Origin of the sequence: Mycobacterium bourgelatii, from assembly GCF_010723575.1 — a bacterium.
GTDB classification, from domain to species: Bacteria; Actinomycetota; Actinomycetes; order Mycobacteriales; family Mycobacteriaceae; genus Mycobacterium; species Mycobacterium bourgelatii.
The window spans coordinates 166,753-186,823 of sequence record NZ_BLKZ01000002.1 but is presented as its reverse complement, the minus strand read 5'-3'; the positions used below and the strand labels follow the sequence as shown (position 1 = coordinate 186,823).

Here is a 20,071-nt window from a genome sequence, read left to right as displayed (position 1 = left end):
GCCGATTCCGACTAATTGACGGGAGTAATGCTGTGCAGATCGCGCACCGCGGCTTGGTCGTGGCGATCGTGGCCATGCTTACCGCATTTGTGGTCGTGCCCGCGAGTACCGCGGCCGCCGACGACAAGATTCCGCTAGGGGGCGGTGCGGGCATTGTCGTCAACGGAACCACCATGTGCACTCTGACCGCGATCGGGCACGACAAGTTCGGCGATCTCGTCGGCTTCTCGTCGGCGCACTGCGGCGGGCCGGGGGCTCCGGTCGCCGCCGAGGGACCGCAGAGCGACGTCGTCATCGGGACCATGGTCGCCGGCAACGACATCCTGGACTACGCGGTGATCAAGTTCGATCCGGCGAAGGTGACGCCGGTCAACAACTTCAACGGCTTCGCGATCAACGGCATCGGCCCGGAACCGTCGTTTGGGCAGGTGGCCTGCAAGCAGGGGCGCTCCACTGGCAACTCATGCGGTGTCACCTGGGGACCGGGCCAGGACCCGGGCACCATCGTGATGCAGGTCTGCGGTGGACCGGGCGACTCCGGTGCCCCCGTCACCGTCGACAACCTGTTGGTCGGGATGATCCACGGCGCGTTCAGTGAAAACCTGCCCAGCTGCGTCACGAAGTACATCCCGCTGCACACCCCGGCGGTGGTGATGTCGATCAACGCGGATCTGGCCGACATCAACGCCAAGAATCGGCCGGGTTCGGAGTTCGTCCCGATCTAGGGCTGGTCTGCGCGCTACCCGGGCGTCGGCTGCCACGCTGGCGTGACGCTCGGCGGCGGCCGCCACGCTGGCGTGACGTTCGACGGTTAAGCTTCGGCCATCTCGGCGGCGGCGGTCGACGGGTGGTTGGGCTGGCGAAGCTACTTGCTTTCCCGAATCGCGTCGAAAACGTTGGGGTCCAACAGCGTCGACGTGTCACCCAGCTCGCGGTTCTCGGCGATATCGCGCAACAGCCTGCGCATGATCTTGCCGCTACGAGTCTTCGGCAACTCGGGCACGATGTGCACCTCACGCGGCTTGGCGATCGGTGAGATCTCCTTCGCCACGTGGGTGCGCAACTCGTCGACGGTTTTGTCGTCGGGTTCGTAGTCGCTGCGCACCACGACGAACGCGCAGATGTTCTGTCCGGTGGTCTCGTCGGTGACCCCGACCACGGCTGCCTCGGCCACCCCGGAGTGCCCGACCAGAGCCGACTCCACCTCGGCGGTGGAGATTCTGTGTCCGGACACGTTCATCACGTCGTCAATGCGGCCCAGCACCCAGATCGCGCCGTCGGGGTCGTAGCGGGCGCCGTCGCCGGCGAAGTAGTAACCCTGCTCGGCGTACCGGGACCAATACGTCTTGCGGTAGCGCTCCGGGTCGCCCCAGATGCCGCGCAGCATCGCGGGCCACGGCTCGTCCAGGACGAGGTAGCCGGTGACGTGTTCCTCGCCCTCTTTGTCCGGGGGCAGTGGGTCGCCGTGGTCGTCGACAATCTTGGCGCTGATCCCAGGCACTGCAGCCATCGCCGAGCCTGGTTTGGCCGCACTCACTCCGGGCAGCGGGGAAATCATCGCCGCGCCCGTCTCCGTCTGCCACCAGGTGTCGATGACCGGAACCCGGCCCGCGCCGATGACTTCGCGGTACCAGCGCCACGCCTCCGGGTTGATGATTTCGCCGACCGAGCCCAGCAGCCGAATGCTGGACAGGTCGTGGGCGTCGGGGATCTCGCGGCCCCACTTCATGAACGTGCGGATCAATGTCGGCGCGGTGTAATAGATTGTGACGCCGTATCTTTCGATGATCTGAAAGTGCCGGTGCTCGTCCGGAGTGTTGGGTGTGCCCTCGTAGATGACTTCGGTGACACCGTTGGACAGTGGCCCGTAGACGCCGTAGGTGTGACCGGTGACCCAACCGATGTCGGCGGTGCACCAGAAAACGTCACTTTCCGGCTTGACGTCGAAGAGGGCGTGGTGGGTGTACGCGCACTGGGTCAGATACCCGCCACTTGTGTGCACGATGCCCTTGGGCTTGCCGGTGGTGCCAGATGTGTACAGCAGGAACAGCGGCTGCTCCGAGTCGAACGCCTCGGGGGTGTGCTCGGGTGAGGCCGATCCGACGACGTCGTGCCACCACAAGTCGCGGCCGTCCGTCCACGGCACGTCAAGTCCGGTGCGGCGCACCACCAAAACGTGCTCGATGGGGCTGTCCTCGACGGCCACGGCCTCGTCGGCGGCTTCCTTGAGCGGGGCGGGCTTGCCGCGCCGATATTGGCCGTCGCTGGTGATCAACAACTTGGCCCCGGCGTCGGCGATCCGCGTCTGCAAGGCATGTGCGGTGAAGCCGCAGAACACCACGCTGTGCATGAGTCCCAGCCGCGCGCAGGCCAGCATCGCGATCACGGTTTCGGGCAGGAACGGCAGGTAGATGGCGACGCGGTCGCCGGCGACGAGCCCGAGGTCGGTCAATGCGTTGGCCGCCTTGCACACTTCTCGCTGCAGATCTGCGTAGGTCAGCGCGTGGCGGTGGCCCTCCGGTTCGCCTTCCCAATAGATGGCAACCCGATCGCCGTTGCCGGCCTCGACGTGGCGGTCCACGCAGTTGTACGCGACGTTGAGCTTGCCCCCGACGAACCACTTCGCGAACGGCGCGTCAGACCAATCCAGAACCTCGGTGAAGGGTGTCGCCCAGCTCAGCCGTTCGGCCTGCTTCGCCCAAAACGCCAGCCGGTCCTCTTCGGCCTCGCGGTACAGCTCTTCGCGGGCATTGGCTTGGTTGGCGAACTCCTCGGGCGGTGGGTAGGACGCGGGGAGTTCAGTGGCATCGGCAGCCGTGGTGTCGGTCACTCCTGAGAGGCTAGCGCGACGGCAACCGACCGGTACCCGCAGCCGTCTCGCTGACGGGATGGACCTGCAGCTGGCAGGCCTCGATGGAAACCGGGAGGGTGACCGTCGTCGTGCTGTTGGGCGGAGCTACCAGCAGCTCGGTATAGGTGGGGCACGGCTTGCCCGTGCCGTCGGTCGCCATGCCCTCGACGACAGCGCGCGCCTGTTGCGACGGCATCAACGTGACCGCAGGCGGGGTCTCGGTCCCGGCCGGCAGGCCGCCCATGTATCCGCGCAGGGTGGGCTCGGCCTGAACCAGCGGACCGCCGGCGCCCGTGTGCACCTGCGGGTAGCCGGTGAGGGTGCATGCGTCGGCGTCCGCGATCAGGGTGAAGGTCAGCGTGACGCCGCGATGTCCGGCGGCGGCCTCGGCTGGGTCTGCGCTCATCGCGAGCTTTTCGGCCGGGCAGGGCGGGGCAAAGTTGACGTCGTCTGCGCGTGCGACCCAGGCGGTTGCACCGGACGCGGCGCAGCCTGCCACGGCTGCAACAGCGGTGACCTGCCTCATTAGGGGTCGGGACACAACGGTGATTATCCGCTACCCGCGGCAAATTGCCTAGATTGTCTAGGCGGCAGTGATCAGACGTGCAGCAATCACCAACACCCCGACCGCGATCAGCGCGGCGCCGACGCCGATGAACTTGTTGCCCGATGGTCGGTCTTCTAGCGGCGTCGGGTCTTCCTTGCGGCGGATTTCTGGTTGCGGACGGCTGTGCGCGCGCTGCTTCAGGCCCACAACCAGCAGGATCCAGCCAACTGTGGGAACGCCGAGCGCCGCCACCAGAAATGCCGCTTGGAAAACACCGCTAGGCGCGGCGAGATAGGTGGCGGTCATTGAGGGGATTCTAGGGGGTCGCCCTCGAACTCGCCGAGCAAGGCTGCGACGAGCGATGGCCCCTGGCAGGCCCCGTTCCGATGCGTGTCCGCCGACGCACCACCTGGGCCGGGGCCTAGGGTCGCTGTCATGCGGCGGATGCGGGCTGTACGGGCCGCCTTGAGCACTGTCGTGGTTGCAGTGCTGGCGGTCGCACCGGTGGCCGCCTGTGGTGGCGGCGTGCTGAGCCCCGACGTGGTGTTGGTCAACGGCGGGGAGCCACCCAACCCGCTGGTACCGACCGGCACCAACGACAGCCTGGGTGGCCGCATCCTCGACCGGTTGTTCGCCGGCCTGATGTCCTATGACGCCGATGGCAACCCGTTACCGGAGGTCGCCCAGTCAATCGAGACCACCGACAACGTCAACTACCGGATCTTGTTGAAGCCGGGTTGGAAGTTCACCGACGGCTCACCTGTCACGGCCCACTCCTTTGTCAACGCCTGGAATTATGGGGCGCTGAGCACCAACGCCCAACTGCAGCAGGACTTCTTCCGCCCTATCGAGGGTTTCGACGAAGTGGCCGGCGCCCCCGGGGACGGCAAACCGACTACTGATGGCAAACCGACTACCACGATGTCCGGCCTGCGCGTGGTCAACGATCTCGAGTTCACCGTGCGGCTCAAGGCGCCGACCATCGACTTCGCCTTGCGATTAGGGCACAGCGCCTTCTACCCGATGCCCGATGCGGCATTCCGGGACATGGCGGCTTTTGGTCACAACCCAATTGGCAACGGTCCCTACAAGCTTGCCAGCAGTCCGGACGGGCCCGCGTGGGAACACAACGTCAAGATCGACCTGGTGCCCAACCCCGACTATCACGGCAACCGAAAGCCCCGCAACAAGGGCCTGCGATTCGAGTTCTACGCCAATCTCGAGACCGCCTACTCCGACCTGCTGTCCGGCAATCTCGATGTGCTGGACACGATTCCGTCCAGCGCGCTGACTGTCTATCAGCGCGATCTGGGAGACAACTTCACCAGCAAACCCGTTGCGGTGACCCAATCCTTGGACACTCCGCTGCGCCTACCCCATTTCGGCGGCGAAGAAGGCAGATTGCGCCGGCTGGCACTGGCGGCGGCCATCAACCGTGCGCAGATATGCCAGCAGATCTTCAACGGGACCCGCAGCCCCGCACGTGATTTCACCGCCCCCTCATTACCGGGGTTCGACCCGAACATCCCGGGTAGCGACGCGCTGGACTTCAACCCCGAACGGGCCCGCCAACTTTGGGCGCAGGCCAATGGGATCTCGCCGTGGACGGGCCGATACGCCATCGCCTACAACGCCGACAGCGGCCATCAGGAGTGGGTCGACGCGGTGGCCAACAGCATCAAGAACGTACTGGGCATCGACGTGACCGGAGCGCCGCACCCTACCTTCGCCGGTTACCGCACCCAGATCACCAACCGCACAATCACCACCGCTTTCCGGGCGGGCTGGATAGGTGACTACCCGTCGATGATCGAGTTCCTTGCTCCGTTGTATGCCACCGGCGCCGGATCCAACGACGTCGGATACTCCAGCCGGGAGTTCGATGCGGCGCTGGCGGCCGCCGAAGCCGCTCCCACCCTGAGCGGGGCCGCGACCCTGGCGAACGCCGCCCAGCGAATACTGTTCCACGACATGCCCGTTGTGCCGCTGTGGTATTACAACGCCGTCGTCGGGTGGTCGTCCGAAGTGAGCAACGTCAACGTCACCTGGAATGGTCTGCCCGACTACGAGAACATCGTGAAGGCGTGAGATGGGCTGGTACATAGCGCGTCGTGTCGCGGTGATGGTGCCGGTGTTCTTCGGCGCCACACTGCTGATCTACGGCATGGTCTTCCTGCTGCCCGGGGACCCGGTGGCCGCGATCGCGGGGGACCGGCCGTTGACCCCGGCCGTGGCAGCGCAATTGCGTGCCCAATACCATCTCGACGATCCGTTCCTGGTGCAGTATTTCCGCTACCTGGGCGGCCTCCTGCATGGGGACCTGGGCCGGGCGTACTCCGGTTTGCCGGTCAGTGCCGTTCTGGCGCATGCCTTTCCCGTCACGCTCTGGCTGGCCCTCATCGCGCTGGTGGTAGAGGCCTTGTTGGGCATCGGTTTCGGCGTGATGGCCGGCCTCCGCCAGGGCGGGATTTTTGACGCCACAGTGTTGATCGCCGGGCTCATCACCATCGCGATACCGATCTTCGTGCTTGGTTTCCTGGCGCAGTACGTGTTCGGCGTGCGACTGGGAATCGCACCTGTGACGGTCGGTTCGCGGGCGTCGTTCGATCGTCTGTTGTTGCCCGGAATCGTCTTGGGGGCGGTGTCCTTTGCCTATGTGGTGCGCCTGACCCGGTCCGCGGTGGCCGCCAACGCGCATGCCGATTACGTCCGCACCGCCACGGCCAAGGGATTATCCCGGCCGCGGGTGGTCGTCGTGCACATTCTGCGCAACTCACTCATTCCGGTGGTGACGTTCCTCGGTGCCGACGTCGGCGCGCTGATGGGCGGCGCGATCGTGACCGAGGGCATCTTCAACATCCACGGTGTCGGGGGAGTGCTGTATCAGGCGGTCACCAGGCAAGAGGCGCCGACGGTGGTGTCGATCGTGACGGTCCTGGTGGTGATCTATCTGGTGACCAATCTGCTGGTCGATCTGCTGTACGCGGCCCTGGACCCGAGGATCCGCTATGGCTGACCAGCACGGCTTTCGGGGCGGCTTTTGGCGCGAGATCTGGCGCAAGGTGCGCCGGCGGCCGAAGTTCATCGTGGCCGCCGCGCTGATCCTGCTCGTTGTGGTGGTGGCGGCGTTCCCGGCGTTGTTCACCAGCGCCGATCCGACCTATGCCGATCCCAGCCAGAGCATGCTGCCGCCGTCGGGGGCGCACTGGTTCGGCACCGATCTGCAAGGCCACGACATCTATGCGCGCACCGTGTACGGTGCGCGAGCCTCGGTCGCCGTCGGACTGGGGGCCACCTTCATCGCGTTCGTCGTCGGCGGCGCCCTGGGGGCGCTGGCCGGGTTCTACGGTGGCTGGATCGACGCCGTCGTTTCCCGTGTTACCGACGTGTTCTTCGGATTGCCGTTGTTACTGGCCGCGATTGTGCTCATGCAGGTGCTGCGTCACCGCACGGTGTGGACCGTGATCGTCATCCTGGCCCTGTTCGGCTGGCCGCAGGTGGCCAGAATCGCTCGAAGCTCCGTCCTGGAAGTCCGTGGCAGTGACTACATTGTCGCGGCTAAGGCACTGGGACTCAGCAAATTCCAGATCCTGCTCCGGCATGCACTGCCGAATGCGATCGGTCCGGTGATCGCGGTGGCCACCATCGCCCTGGGCATCTTCATCGTCACCGAGGCGACGTTGTCCTACCTGGGGGTGGGGTTGCCGACGTCGGTGGTGTCCTGGGGCGGTGACATCAACGTCGCGCAGATGCGGCTGCGGGCGGGGTCGCCGATACTCTTCTATCCCGCTGGGGCTCTGGCGATTACGGTGCTTGCGTTCATGATGATGGGCGATGCGCTCCGCGACGCTCTGGACCCGTCGTCGCGGGCGTGGCGAGCATGAGCGGTCCCGAGTCCACGTTGTTGTCGGTGGAAGGACTGGAAGTCCGATTCGGCGCCGACGAGCCCGCTGTGCGTGGCGTCGACTTCAGCGTGGGACGCGGTGAGACCGTGGCCGTGGTAGGCGAATCCGGGTCTGGGAAGTCCACCGCCGCTGCCGCGATCCTGGGGCTGCTGGCTCCGGGTGGCCGAATAACGGCCGGCCGCATCGTGTTCGACGGACGCGAGATAGCAGTGGCCGGGCGCAAGGTTGACCAGCGACTGCTGCGCTCGATCAGGGGCCGCGAGATCGGCTATGTGCCACAAGACCCGATGACCAACCTCAACCCGGTGTGGAAGGTCGGCTTCCAGATCCGGGAAGCGTTGCGGGCCAACACCGATGGTCGAGACCAACACCAACGCGCGGTGCAACTGCTCGCCGAGGCAGGCATGCCCGACCCCACACGACAGGCCCGGCAATATCCGCACCAACTGTCCGGCGGCATGTGCCAGCGGGCCTTGATCGCCATCGGGCTGGCCGGGAGGCCACGGTTGTTGATCGCCGACGAGCCCACGTCGGCGCTGGATGTCACGGTCCAGCGCCAGGTCCTCGATCACCTGCAGCGGCTCACCGACGAGCTGGGTACGGCCTTACTGCTGATCACCCACGACCTGGCATTGGCGGCCGAGCGGGCCGAATCGGTGGTCGTCATTCGCCGCGGGACGGTGGTGGAATCCGGCCCGGCGCAGGCGATTCTGCGCCAACCGCAACACGAATACACCCAGCGGCTGGTGGCCGCAGCCCCGTCTCTGACCGCGCGGGATACCCGTTCGGCCCAGATCCGCTCGCAGGTCGTGGCACAGGCTGTCGAACACGCCGCCGAACACGCCGGCGGAATCGGTAACCAGGACGTTCTCGTGGTGGAAAACCTGACCAAGATCTACCGCGAGTCGCGCGGCGCGCCCTGGCGGCGCACGGAGTTTCGTGCCGTCGACGACGTGTCCTTCCGCTTGAAACGGGCAAGCACGCTGGCCATCGTCGGGGAATCGGGATCGGGGAAATCGACCCTGGCGCGCATGGTGCTGGGCCTGCTGCAGCCGACCTCGGGATCGGTGCTCCTTGACGGCGTGCACAACGTCAACACCTTGGATCGAGCCGCAGCGTTTGCGTTCCGTCGCCGCGTGCAGCCGGTGTTCCAGAACCCGTACAGCAGCCTCGACCCCATGTACTCCGTCTTCCGGGCCATCGAGGAACCGCTGCGCATCCACCGCGTCGGTGACCGCAAGCAACGGCAGCAGGCGGTACGCGAACTGGCCGACCAAGTGGCGCTGCCGCCGTCGGTCCTGGGTCGGCTGCCACGCGAGCTGTCGGGGGGTCAGCGCCAACGGGTCGCGATCGCCCGGGCGTTGGCGTTGCGGCCCGAGGTGCTGGTGTGCGACGAGGCGGTCTCGGCTCTCGACGTGCTGGTGCAGGCACAGATCCTGAAACTGTTGGCGGACCTGCAGGCCAGCCTGGGGCTGACGTACCTGTTCATCAGTCACGATCTGGCCGTGATCAGGCAGATCTCCGACGACGTGCTGGTGATGCGCGGCGGTCGGGTGGTGGAACATGCGCCCACCGAGGAGGTCTTCACCCGACCAAATCATGAGTACACGCGGCAGTTGCTCGAGGCCATTCCCGGCGCCCGCGCCGCGTCCGGCTAGGTTGGCACCCTGTGACGGCTGATCCGCTCGCTGCTCTGATGGACCTGCCCGGTGTCGCGGAAGCCAGCGACCGGGCACGCGAGGCGTTGGGACGGGCACACCGCCACCGGGCCAACCTGCGGGGCTGGCCGGTGACCGCGGCCGAGGCATCGCTCCGGGCGGCACGGGCCTCCTCGGTGCTCGACGGTGGTCCGGTGCGATTGGAGGACCTGGCCGACGCCGGTGCCGTCAGTGACCCTGTGTTCGCCGGCGCGCTGCGCGTGGCGCAGGCGCTGGAAGGCGGGGTGGGCACGCTGATCGGCGTGTGGCAGAACGCGCCGCTGCAAGCGCTGGCGCGGCTGCACATGCTCGCGGCCGCCGATCAGGTCGATCCCGACCAGTTGGGACGCCCCCGGGTCGATGCTGAGATCGGGCCGCGGCTGGAGCTGCTCGCCGATGTGGTCACCCGTCCCACTCGGGCGTCGGCTCCGGTGGTTGCCGCCGTCGCGCACGGAGAACTGTTGACGCTGAAGCCGTTTGGCAGTGCTGACGGCGTGGTGGCGCGCGCGGTGTCGCGGTTGGTGACGATTGCTACGGGGTTGGATCCGCACGGACTCGGGGTCCCCGAGGTTCGGTGGATGCGCCAACCAGTGGACTACCGCAATGCTGCGCGAGGGTTCGCCGAGGGCACGTCCAGCGGTGTGGGGGCGTGGTTGGTGTTGTGTTGCCGGGCCCTGCAGGCGGGCGCGCAAGAAGCGCTGGCGATCGCCGATTCGGTAGCTGGCGATTCGCGAAAATAGTTGGGCCAAAACGTAAAGCGGGCGGCGACCGAAGGATTTCGAATCGCCGCCCGCCAACACGGTTCCCGGTTACCAAGCGTGCACCTATGGGCTGCGTGGGTTGGCCTCGGCGCTTTTACGAACCTTCCGGCTGCAACCCCACCCAAAGGGCCGTCGACGCCTTCCGATATTCGCAATTACGCAGGCCCGCAACACTTCTGCCATTATCGCGGCTATGACTCCGCGTGGGTGCCGAGAACCGTGCTGGGTGCTCGGGTCGGGAGAACGATCCTTCTCTTCCGGATCGGCCTTGGCCTTACCGAGCTGCCGTGGTTCCTTTGTACTACTAGACCACTAGCACAGCAAGGGCTAGCTACGTGAAACTTATGAAACACCTTGATATTGCGCGGGTAACCGTTTGCTGGCGAGGCACTTGGGAAAGTTGGGACGCGAGTGCTAGAACGCGAAGCGGCGCAGCAGCGCGTACGTCACCGCGCCGGCGGCCAGGGCGCTGACGCCGACGGCGGCGGTGGTGGCGATCGCGGCACCCGACGGCGCCGGGATGCGATCCCGCAGCGACACCGGACGCGAGAAGGACAAGATCGACCACCCGCGTTCGATAGCCTCCTTGCGCAACGCCCGGTCGGGGTTGACCACCGACGGGTGGCCGACGGCTTCGAGCATGGGCAGATCGGTGATCGAGTCGGAGTACGCGTAGCAGTGTTCGAGCGGATAGCCCTCACGGGCGGCCAGCTCGCGGATCGCCTGAACCTTTCCTTCGCCGTAGCAGTAGAACTCGATCTCGCCGGTGTACTTGCCGTCTTCGACGACCATTCGGGTCGCCATCGCGTGGGTCGCCCCGAGCGCTCGGGCAATTGGTGCGACGATCTCCTCGCCGGATGCCGACACCACGACGACGTCGCGGCCGCACAGCTTGTGGCCGGCGATGAGGTCGGCGGCCTCGGCGAAAACGAGTGGAGTCACGATGTCGTGCAGTGTCTCGTTGACGATCGATTTGACCTGTTCCACGTCCCAGCCGATGCACATGTTGGCCAGGTGGGCGCGCATCCGATCCATCTGGTCATGGTCGGCGCCGGACAGCAGAAATAGGAACTGCGCATAGCTGGACTTCAGCACCGCGCGGCGGTTGAGCAGACCTTGGGCGAAGAAAGGTTTGCTGAACGCCAACGTGCTGGACTTGGCGATGATGGTTTTGTCCAAGTCGAAGAAGGCGGCAGTGCGGGCGTGCGGGACGGCTGATTCGGGCGTCTGCGGCGAGGGTTGCTGCTGCGCGTCCGAGTCGGAGACGGTCACCGATCCAGCATAGGTCGACTAACGGTCACCGCCGTCTCTTTAGCCCCAAAACGAAGTGTCGAACTACGGCGTTGTGGTTCTGTCAAGAGCGTTTACACGGCTCAGGCCGTATTTTTAATTATCGCCAGTACTTGCGTTAATCCCGTCTGGCATGTGTATAGTAAGCATTACTCGGCCTCGAGCCGAGAGTGTATCAGCCCGACCCCCCGGGGCTGATGCACGACGACCCTCGCCTCCTCCCCCCCTGGCGGGGGTCGTCCCTTTTGTGGGGTAAAAACCCTCAGTCACAGGCCGTTTCTAGGGCCTGGTCGTCGCTGCCAACTAGTTGCGGAGATCGACCCGGTCTTGGGCATTGTGCACAGTTGCGTCTCTCTCCACAGATCTGGCTTTGGCACTTTCGTCCCATAGCGCGGACCGCGCACGGTAGATGCGTGACGACCGCTTCTCATACCGCTGGCCTGCTGGCTCAGCTGACCGATGCGCAATTGCGTGACGAGTTGGACCGGGTGGCGGCAGCCGTCGGCCTCCGGGTTGTGCACGTTGGTGGCCGCACCGCGGTGAGCCGCAAAGCGTGGTCAGCGGCCGCGGCAGTAGTGCTCGACGAAGCGGCCGCAGCGCGATGCGCGCAGACCGCGCTGCCGCGGCGGCGCCACATCACCGTCTTGACCAGTGGTGACGTCGCGACGGCGACGTGGACCGCCGCGATCTCCGTTGGTGCCCAGCAGGTGCTGAAAATGCCCGAGCAAGAACGCGAATTGGTGCGCGAGCTGGCCGAAGCGGCCGAATCGACACGTGGTGACCAGCTCCGTGGCCCGGTCGCGGCGGTGATCGGGGGTTGCGGTGGCGCGGGGGCATCGTCGCTTGCGGTCGCGATGGCCCAAACCGCCGCCGAGGCGCTGCTGGTGGATCTGGATCCATGGGGCGGTGGCCTGGACTTGCTGATCGGCGGGGAAGCTGCGCCCGGTGTGCGTTGGCCCGATCTGTCGCTACAGGGCGGACGTTTGACGTGGTCAGCGGTGCGCGACGCCTTGCCCCGGCAGCAGAGCATCAGCTGGCTGTCGGGCACCCGCCAAGGCCGCGAACTGGAGGCCGGTCCGGTCGAAGCTGTGCTCGATGCGGGCCGACGCGGGGGCGTCACCGTGGTATGCGATCTGGCTCGGCGATTGACCGACGCGACTCTCACCGCGCTGGACTCCGCGGACCTGGTCGTGCTGGTTACTCCGTGCACTGTGCGAGCGTGCGCGGCCACCGCGGCGGTTGCGCCGGTGCTCGCCGCGATCAATCCGAATCTCGGATTAGTGGTGCGGGGCCCGTCGCCTGGGGGTTTGCGTGCCGCGGAGGTCGCCGATATCGCTGGCGTTCCGCTGCTGGCATCGATGCGTGTCCAACCGAGGCTCGCGGCACAACTCGAACACGGTGGCCTGCGACCGCGGCCACGATCCGCGCTGGCCGGCGCGGCCCGTCGGGTCCTCGAGGTGTTGTCCCATTCACGCCAAAACGGCAGGGCCGCATGAGCGGCTCATTGATCGAACGCGTCCGCGAGCGGTTGGCGGCCGAATCCATGCCGTTGAAGCCCAACGTCGTGGCAGCGGCGATTCGGGCGGAATCCGGCGGCATGCTCGGCGACACCGAAGTGCTGGCCAACCTTCGGGTGCTGCAGACCGAACTGACTGGCGCCGGCATCCTCGAACCCCTGTTATGCGCCGAAGGCACCACCGACGTGTTGGTAACCGCACCCGACGCGGTGTGGTTTGACAATGGGAAAGGATTGCGACGCAGCGATATTCGCTTCGCCGACGAGGGGGCGGTGCGCCGCTTGGCGCAGCGGCTCGCCTTGGCGGCGGGACGTCGCCTAGACGACGCACAACCGTGGGTGGACGGGCAGTTGGTCGGAGTCGGACCGGGAAATTTCGCGGTGCGACTGCACGCCGTGTTGCCACCCGTCGCTGCCGAAGGGACCTGCCTGTCGCTGCGGGTGTTGCGCCCGGCGACTCAGGATCTTGCTGCCCTGATCGCTGCGGACGCGATCGCTCCGCAGGCCGCCGAACTCATCGACGGCATCATCGCCGCGCGCCTGGCGTTCCTGGTGTGCGGTGGCACCGGAGCCGGCAAGACAACCTTGCTGGCCGCGATGTTGGGTGCGGTATCGCACACCGAGCGGATCGTGTGTGTCGAAGACGCCGTCGAGTTGTCACCACAACATCCCCATGTGGTCAGGCTTGTCGCACGGAACCCGAACGTCGAAGGCATCGGGGAGGTGACCGTGCGTCAGCTCGTCCGCCAGGCGCTGCGGATGCGGCCCGATCGCGTTGTGGTGGGCGAGGTCCGGGGAGCCGAGGTGGTGGACCTGTTGGCTGCGCTGAACACCGGCCACGAGGGTGGCGCCGGCACGCTCCATGCCAACAGCCCGGCCGAGGTGCCGGCCCGGCTGGAGGCATTGGGCGCGCTTGGCGGCCTCGACCGCGCGGCCCTGCACAGCCAACTCGCCGCCGCGATCCAGGTCTTGTTGCACGTCACGCGCGACCAGGCGGGGCGTCGCAGGTTAAGCGAGATAGCGGTGTTGCGCCAAACCGACAGCGGTCGGGTCGTCGCGGTCACCGCGTGGCACGTGACGCGGGGGATGACTGATCAGGCAGCCGAACTGCTGGACTTGATGCGCGCCAGGACGCCGACATGACCGGCCTGCCGACGGCCGCGGTGCTGCTGTCGCTGGCATTGCTCGTCTCGCCCTCCTCGCCGCGCCGCCGTTTGCCTGCGCCGCCCGACCAACGGGTCTTTCCCGCGCGGGCGATCTACGGCCTCGTGGCGGGTGTCTTCGTCGTCGCTGCGATCTTGCTGCCTGTCACCACCGTCCTGGCCGCCGCCGTGCTGGGGACAACCGTGGGCGTGCGGTGCCGCCACCGGAGTCGCGCCCGCCGACGGGGGCAGGAGGGCCAGGCACTGGAAGCCGCGCTCGACGTGTTGGTCGGTGAGTTGCGTGTGGGAGCGCATCCGGTGAACGCCTTCGACGTGGCGGCGAAGGAGTCCGCTGGCCCGGTGGGCGATTGTTTGCGGTCGGTCGCGGCACGAGCGCTCTTGGGGGCCGAAGTTGTGAGCGGGTTTCGCACGGTCGCCACCTCGTCGGCCTTGCCCGCATACTGGGAGCGGCTCGCGGTGTGTTGGCAGTTGGCCAGCGACCACGGACTGGCGATCGCGGCCCTGATGCGAGCCGCGCAACGCGATATTGCCGAACGGCAACGGTTTTCGGACAGGGTGGTTTCGGGGTTGGCGGGCGCTCGTGCCACCGCCGCCATCTTGGCCGGCCTGCCGGTGCTTGGGGTGCTGCTCGGGCAGTTGCTGGGTGCCCGCCCCATGGGTTTCCTGCTGGGCGCGGGCGGCTGGGTGCTTGTGGTGGGACTGGTGCTGGCTTGCAGCGGTTTGCTGTGGGCGGATCGGATCACCGATCGGGTGGCGACGTGATCGCTCCCGCGTTGCTGCTCGCCGCGGCCCTGTTGGTGGACGCTGGTCCGACGGCGCTACGGGTTCGCGCCGGCGTGCCACTGCCCGGACGCCGGACACTCGCGCGGTCGCCGGTGGGTTCGGACCCGTTGGGCGTCGCCTCCAGCCTGGACGTGCTTGCGGTGTGCTTGACCGCCGGCATGGCGGTCTCGGCCGCTGCGCGCGCGACCGCTGCATCCGCTCCGGCTTCGCTGGCTCAGGTTCTTCGACGGGCCGCCGATTTGCTGGCATTAGGCGCCGACCCATCCGTTGCCTGGTCAACACCACCGGGAATTCCCGTGGACGCGTCCGTCGAGGCACTGCTGCGACTGGCCCGGCGCTCGGCGTCCTCGGGTGCCGCCCTCGCGGAGGGCGTCGCCGAACTGGCGGCACAGTCCCGCCATGACGCCGCCCATGTCGCCACCGCGGCCGCCGAGCGCGCTGGCGTGTTGATTGCGGGTCCGCTCGGGTTGTGCTTCCTACCGGCGTTTGTCTGCCTGGGCATCGTTCCCGTGGTCGTCGGTCTCGCCGGCCACGTCTTGCAATCGGGATTGCTATGAGGCACACATGGGGCCTCCCAAGGAGAGGGGATACCGATGCGCAGAATATTTCGCGTCTTCGCGGCACGGGTGACGCTGCTGGCTGCCGACGAGTCAGGCATGTCGACAGTGGAATACGCAATCGGCACGGTGGCCGCGGCGGCCTTCGGGGCGATCCTGTACAACGTCGTCACCGGCGATTCGATCGTCTCGGCGCTGAACCACATCATCGGCCGTGCGCTCAGCACCAGGGCCTAGCGTCGAGTGCAGGCTCGAGCACCGTCGAGGCGGCCCTGGCGATTGCCACATTGGTGGTCGTGCTGGTGGTGTGCCTGGCCGGGATCACGGCGGTCTCCATGCAGGTGCGCTGCATTGACGCCGCCCGTGAAGCCGCTCGGCTGGCCGCGCGCGGTGACAACGGTGCCGCAGTCAGCGTGGCCCGCAGTATCGCCCCGGCTGCGGCACAGATCCAGGTGCGGCGCGACGGTGATTTCCTGGTGGCTACGGTCGTCGCCCACTCGACGCTGCTACCCGGGTTGGATATCGCGGCGCGAGCGGTCTCGGCTGCTGAGCCCCGGTGAGCGCGGCGCGTCCACCGTGCTGGCGGCGGCAATGGTTGCTGTGCTGCTGGGCAGCACCGGGGCCGTCGCCTACCTCGGCGCGGCCATGGTCGCCCGTCACCGCGCGCAGGCGGCAGCCGACTTGGCGGCCCTGGCCGGCGCCGCTCGGCTACCTGCCGGCGGGGTCGAGGCCTGCGCACGTGCGACGGACGTGGCTCGCTCGATGCGAATCACCCGCGCCGAATGCGCAGTGGAGAACCTCGACGTGGTGGTCACCGTGGAGGTATCCCTCACGATCGCCGGCGCAGCGCGGGCCGCCGCCCGGGCGGGCCCGTCGACAACGCCGTAGCGAAAGGCAACCAGCGACGCCGGTTACGTCGGCGCCTTGCCGTTGTTCCCGTTGTTGCCGAGCAACAACCCGCCGATGCCGCCGGTGCCCGGGGCTCCGTTGGCCGCGGCCTTTCCGCCGTTGCCGCCGTTACCGCCATCGCCGACCAGGACGGCGTTCCCGCCGTTGCCGCCCTTGCCGCCGGTTGTCCCCGCGTCGCCGCCGGCACCGCCATCGCCGCCGCTGCCGAACACCCCGGCCCCTCCGCCGGCTCCACCGGCTCCGCCGGTGCCGGCGGCGGCGCCGCCCGCCGCCCCGCCAGCGCCACCGGCACCTCCGGAGCCGATGAGGAATCCGGCCTTACCGCCGGCACCGCCCACGCCACCGGTCCCAGCGTTGCCGCCAGCGCCGCCCCAACCGCCGCCGCCACCGGCGCCGCCGGAGCCGAACAGCAGGCCGCCCGCGCCGCCCGCTCCACCGGCTCCGCCGAGGTTGCTGCTAACACCGCCATTACCGCCGGCACCCCCCGACGCACCGAGCGAGAACAAGCCGGCGCTACCGCCCGCCCCGCCGGCTCCGCCGTTGATGCCGAGGGCGCCACCGCCTGCGCCGCCGACGCCGCCGGCGCCGAACACCCCACCGTTGCCGCCGGCCCCACCAGTCGCGGTGCCATTGCCGGATCCTCCGGTGCCGCCTGCCCCGAAGACCAAGCCATTCCCGCCGGCCCCGCCGCCGGCGCCAAACCCGCCGCCGCCACCGGTGCCGCCGTTGCTGAAGAGACCTCCGGTGCCACCGGCACCTCCGACGCCATTCGGGTTACCCGGAGCGGCGCCATGGCCGCCGTTACCGGCCGCACCAAAGAAGAAGCCTGCGTTGCCGCCGCGCCCGCCGGCGCCACCTGCCCCGGCATTGGGGGCTTGCCCACCGCTGCCGCCAGTGCCGCCGGACCCGATCAACAACCCGGCCCCGCCTGCGCCGCCGATCCCGCCCTTCCCGCCGACGCCCGTGGCAATCCCACCGGTTCCGCCGGTCCCGCCGGTGCCGAACAGAATCCCGCCTGCTCCGCCTGCTCCGCCGTTTCCGCCGGCGCCTGCGGCGGCGGTATTGGTCGCGCCGTGCCCGCCGTTGCCGCCATTGCCGAACAACCAGCCACCGTCCCCGCCGGGAGCACCTGTCCCCGGTGTTCCATTGAGGCCGTTGCCGATCAGTGGGCGTCCGGTCAACGCCTGAACGGGCTGGTTGATCGCGGTCAGTGCCTGTTGCTGCAAGGTGTGCAGGGGGTTGCCGCTCGCGGGTGCGTTGGAACCGTCCGCGCCCAGCAGCAGTCCGCCGATGCCGCCGAGGCCGGTGGCGCCGGGCGCCGCGCCGGTGCCACCGCTTCCGCCGTTTCCGCCGTTGCCGATCAGTACGGCGTCGCCGCCGACTCCGCCTTTACCGCCGGTGGCGATTCCTGCTCCGCCGTTACCGCCGTTACCGCCGTTACCGAACACTCCGGATGTTCCACCGGCGCCGCCCGCTCCACCGGTCGTGACGCTGGCACCGCCGGTGCCGCCGGCCCCGCCGGACCCGCTGAGCAGCCCGGCCTTGCCGCCCGCTCCACCCTGGCCGCCGACGAGGTTGCCGGCCCCGCCGGCCCCGCCGGCGCCGCCGGAGCCGAACAGCATGCCGGCGGCGCCGCCAACTCCACCCGCTCCGCCAGCGCCGACGAAGGCTTCGCCACCGGTGCCACCAGTCCCGCCGGCCGCGCCGAAGGCGAACATGCCGGCGTTACCGCCAGCGCCGCCTACACCGCCTACGCTGGCCGCCCCACCATCGCCCCCGCTGCCTCCGGCGCCAAACGTTCCGCCAGCGCCGCCAGCCCCACCGGCGCCTCCGGTGCCCGTGACGGTGCTCGAGGTTCCGCCGGCCCCGCCGACGCCTCCGGTCCCGAACACCCCGCCGCCGCCGCCAGCTCCACCGGCTCCACCCTTGCCATTAACGAGGGCCGCACCGCCGGTACCGCCGACACCGCCATCGGACATCAATCCGCCGGCGCCGCCGGCGCCGCCGGCGCCGCCCGTGGCGCCGGTGCCGTTGGTCAAGCCGCCTGCCCCGCCGTTGCCGGCGGCGCCGAACAGGAATCCGGCATTGCCGCCCATCCCGCCAGCCCCGCCGTTTCCGCCGACGATGTCCGTTGACGCTCCGCCGGCGCCGCCCGCGCCGCCGGCCCCGATCAGCATGGCGTTGCCGCCGGCCCCGCCGGCACCGCCGGCCTTGCCCGCGGCCGATGTGGCACCGCCGGCCCCGCCGGCGCCGCCGCTACCGAACAGGCCGGCGGCACCGCCGGCACCGCCAGGCCCGCCATCGTTAGCCGCTGAGGCTGTGCCGGATCCGCCAGCCCCGCCATTGCCTATCAACCACCCGCCGGGTGCCCCGGCCTGCCCGGTCCCCGGAGCGCCGTTGGCGCCGTTACCGATCAGGGGTCTGCCGGTTTGCGCCACGAATTGCGCATTGATTACGTCGATCAAGCTTTGGATGGGTTGAGCGGCAGCGACTTCGGCCGTCGCGTACGTGGCCGAACTTCCGGTGAGCGCCTGCACGAATTGCTGATGAAACGCGGCCGCGCGGGCGTTGATGGCCTGATACGCCTGACCGTGTGCCCCGAACAACGCCGCCACGGCGGCCGAAACTTCGTCAGCGCCCGCCGCGAGTAGCGATGTCGTTGGTGCCGCCGCTGCGGCAGCGGCGTTGCTGACGGATGAACCGATACTTGCTAGATCTGAAGCAGCGACCGCCAGGACATCTGGCGCGACGACTAAGAATGACATTTGCATCTCCCCACGCGGATGGTTGATGCGTCAAACCGGGCCAGGGGAAATACTCCACGACCGGGGCTCAACCACCGGCGGGTAATTCGGCGCAGTTAGCATGCTATCGCGGCTGGCGCAAGTCTTTCTGGCACTTTGGCAAATTGGCTCTCTTTTCCTCGCACGGGTCGCAGCGGTGTACGAGGAGGGCACGCAACATGCCAGAAAAGACGTGTGACGTCCTCAGCTACGTTAGCTTGACTGTGTTGCAGCCCTTGGCATTTGGTGACCCACAGCCGTAATGACCACTAGTCATTACTCTTGTCGGGCGACTGCGGCAGTCCGGCGGCGACGAGTTCCTGGTCGGTGGGGAGACGCAGGGAGAGCAGTGCTGCGTACGTCTCCGGCTCAAGTTCCACCCGATTGACCGTCACATGCACCGGCACCCAGTCGGTGTCCTTTCCGGGTAGCCGCAATACCCGCGCTGCCGCCCCATCGGCGAATTCCTTTGTCATGGCGATCATTTCGTGCTCGTCCTCGGGATGCACGCGCGGTTTTCCTTCGCCGCCGCGCCAGTCGTAGAAGTTGCACGGTTCGTCGAGCCACTTCAGCAGGGTCCAGTTGTTTGGGTCGACCAGCGCCCGATGCACTCCGGCTTGCGCCAGCCCATTGAGGATTCGCTGCGCCAAGTCGTCGACCGTCACGACGGGACCCTTGTGCTCGGCCCGCCAGTTCATGGCACGCGCAATCAGGTGATCACGACCGTCCGGTGCGGATTCCAGCGCGCTGCGCGCGGCGAAGCCGATGCGGATGGGGTTCCCTTCCCAATCGGTGAGATCCCAAGTGCTGCATAGTGTTTGTCCTGGCAATGCCTTGACCGCCATGGCGAGGACCTTGGTCTCGTTGGGGTTGAGCTTGCGTGACGGCAGATCCTCGGCGAATGCTCTGCCGTAGGTGATCTCAACTTCGGGATTCTTGCCGCTGTTGAGCAACGACTCGCGGGTGTCGGTGGCCACCCCCACGGTCAGATCCCACTTCAGTGGACCGGGGGTGGGGCGCTCGGGCGGCTCCTCGTTGGGTGGCCCCATCCAGATATGGACACCGTGTATTCGACCGTCGGACATCGTCACAGGTTCGGTACGGATGATTCGATCGGCTTTGGGGGTAATGCTGGTGAGGCTCTGCCCAGTTGCCATCGACTCGGCGATCGCGGTGCGGACGGCCGCGAGGTAGGGACTGCGGCGCAAAAACGTTGTGATCGGGACGAGGTTCTTCAGTTGGCGCCCTTGTGCTACGACTGCTGGTTCGTCCCCCAACGTCTCCACGAGCAACCAGTCGTGGGTCATAG

19 protein-coding genes are annotated in these 20,071 nt (G+C 67.7%); 13 read left to right on the top strand and 6 right to left on the bottom strand.

The genetic code is table 11. From position 1 onward, the window contains the following. The first annotated feature begins 32 nt into the window (after positions 1–32). Positions 33–725: a S1 family peptidase gene (locus G6N68_RS25880; RefSeq protein ID WP_371871731.1), complete on the top strand. Its 693-nt coding sequence runs from the start codon at positions 33–35 to the stop codon at positions 723–725. A 140-nt stretch (positions 726–865) separates the two neighbouring features. Here the strand turns inward: G6N68_RS25880 and acs are convergent, their stop codons facing one another. The 3 genes from acs to G6N68_RS25865 form a co-directional block, all read right to left on the bottom strand. Then, positions 866–2,830 carry an acetate--CoA ligase gene (gene acs / locus G6N68_RS25875; RefSeq protein WP_163719075.1) on the bottom strand — a complete coding sequence of 655 codons (1,965 nt, stop codon included), beginning with the start codon at positions 2,828–2,830 and terminating at the stop codon, positions 866–868. A 10-nt stretch (positions 2,831–2,840) separates the two neighbouring features. After that, positions 2,841–3,350, bottom strand: coding sequence for a DUF4232 domain-containing protein (locus G6N68_RS25870; RefSeq protein ID WP_263991844.1), 510 nt, complete (start codon positions 3,348–3,350; stop codon positions 2,841–2,843). A gap of 84 nt (positions 3,351–3,434) precedes the next feature. After that, the gene (locus G6N68_RS25865; protein WP_163719074.1) at positions 3,435–3,704 is read right to left on the bottom strand and encodes a hypothetical protein; all 270 of its coding nucleotides are present in this window, start codon (positions 3,702–3,704) and stop codon (positions 3,435–3,437) included. Positions 3,705–3,833: 129 nt separating this feature from the next. Between G6N68_RS25865 and G6N68_RS25860 the strand changes: the two genes are divergently transcribed. The 5 genes from G6N68_RS25860 to G6N68_RS25840 are packed head-to-tail and all read left to right on the top strand — an operon-like array spanning position 3,834 to position 9,740. Next, positions 3,834–5,486 (top strand): peptide ABC transporter substrate-binding protein, encoded by a 1,653-nt coding sequence (locus G6N68_RS25860; protein WP_163719073.1) that lies wholly within the window; start codon positions 3,834–3,836, stop codon positions 5,484–5,486. A 1-nt stretch (position 5,487) separates the two neighbouring features. After that, positions 5,488–6,414: an ABC transporter permease gene (locus tag G6N68_RS25855; RefSeq protein WP_163719072.1), complete on the top strand. Its 927-nt coding sequence runs from the start codon at positions 5,488–5,490 to the stop codon at positions 6,412–6,414. Beyond that, positions 6,407–7,282, top strand: coding sequence for an ABC transporter permease (locus G6N68_RS25850; protein WP_163719071.1), 876 nt, complete (start codon positions 6,407–6,409; stop codon positions 7,280–7,282). The genes G6N68_RS25855 and G6N68_RS25850 overlap by 8 nt, the downstream gene beginning before the upstream one ends. Then, positions 7,279–8,961 (top strand): dipeptide ABC transporter ATP-binding protein, encoded by a 1,683-nt coding sequence (locus G6N68_RS25845; protein WP_163719070.1) that lies wholly within the window; start codon positions 7,279–7,281, stop codon positions 8,959–8,961. The genes G6N68_RS25850 and G6N68_RS25845 overlap by 4 nt, the downstream gene beginning before the upstream one ends. Before the next feature lie 11 nt (positions 8,962–8,972). After that, the gene (locus tag G6N68_RS25840) at positions 8,973–9,740 is read left to right on the top strand and encodes an oxidoreductase (protein WP_163719069.1); all 768 of its coding nucleotides are present in this window, start codon (positions 8,973–8,975) and stop codon (positions 9,738–9,740) included. 435 nt (positions 9,741–10,175) lie between these two features. Here G6N68_RS25840 and G6N68_RS25835 read toward each other — a convergent pair whose 3' ends face one another. After that, a complete protein-coding gene (locus G6N68_RS25835) occupies positions 10,176–11,033 on the bottom strand; it encodes an HAD-IB family hydrolase (RefSeq protein WP_163719068.1) in 858 nt (285 codons plus the stop codon). 470 nt (positions 11,034–11,503) lie between these two features. Between G6N68_RS25835 and ssd the strand changes: the two genes are divergently transcribed. From ssd to G6N68_RS25800, 7 genes are read left to right on the top strand one after another with little or no spacing between them, the layout of a single operon-like run. Beyond that, the gene (gene ssd, locus G6N68_RS25830; protein WP_240356006.1) at positions 11,504–12,547 is read left to right on the top strand and encodes a septum site-determining protein Ssd; all 1,044 of its coding nucleotides are present in this window, start codon (positions 11,504–11,506) and stop codon (positions 12,545–12,547) included. Continuing rightward, positions 12,544–13,710, top strand: coding sequence for a TadA family conjugal transfer-associated ATPase (locus G6N68_RS25825; RefSeq protein ID WP_163719067.1), 1,167 nt, complete (start codon positions 12,544–12,546; stop codon positions 13,708–13,710). Before ssd ends, G6N68_RS25825 begins: the two co-directional genes overlap by 4 nt. Then, on the top strand, positions 13,707–14,492 hold the full coding sequence (locus tag G6N68_RS25820) for a type II secretion system F family protein (RefSeq protein WP_163719066.1): 786 nt from the start codon (positions 13,707–13,709) through the stop codon (positions 14,490–14,492). The genes G6N68_RS25825 and G6N68_RS25820 overlap by 4 nt, the downstream gene beginning before the upstream one ends. Continuing rightward, positions 14,489–15,070 carry a type II secretion system F family protein gene (locus tag G6N68_RS25815; RefSeq protein ID WP_205351518.1) on the top strand — a complete coding sequence of 194 codons (582 nt, stop codon included), beginning with the start codon at positions 14,489–14,491 and terminating at the stop codon, positions 15,068–15,070. The genes G6N68_RS25820 and G6N68_RS25815 overlap by 4 nt, the downstream gene beginning before the upstream one ends. Positions 15,071–15,106: 36 nt before the next feature. Then, positions 15,107–15,307, top strand: coding sequence for a DUF4244 domain-containing protein (locus G6N68_RS25810; protein ID WP_276068339.1), 201 nt, complete (start codon positions 15,107–15,109; stop codon positions 15,305–15,307). 35 nt (positions 15,308–15,342) lie between these two features. Beyond that, positions 15,343–15,630, top strand: coding sequence for a TadE family type IV pilus minor pilin (locus G6N68_RS25805; RefSeq protein ID WP_163719909.1), 288 nt, complete (start codon positions 15,343–15,345; stop codon positions 15,628–15,630). 31 nt (positions 15,631–15,661) lie between these two features. Next, positions 15,662–15,958 (top strand): Rv3654c family TadE-like protein, encoded by a 297-nt coding sequence (locus G6N68_RS25800; protein WP_276068362.1) that lies wholly within the window; start codon positions 15,662–15,664, stop codon positions 15,956–15,958. Positions 15,959–15,981: 23 nt separating this feature from the next. Here the strand turns inward: G6N68_RS25800 and G6N68_RS25795 are convergent, their stop codons facing one another. Then, entirely contained in the window at positions 15,982–18,744 is a 2,763-nt protein-coding gene (locus G6N68_RS25795) for a PE family protein (protein ID WP_163719064.1), read from the bottom strand. A 287-nt stretch (positions 18,745–19,031) separates the two neighbouring features. Beyond that, positions 19,032–20,069 (bottom strand): PAS domain-containing protein, encoded by a 1,038-nt coding sequence (locus G6N68_RS25790; protein WP_163719063.1) that lies wholly within the window; start codon positions 20,067–20,069, stop codon positions 19,032–19,034. Between the last annotated feature and the right edge of the window lie 2 nt (positions 20,070–20,071).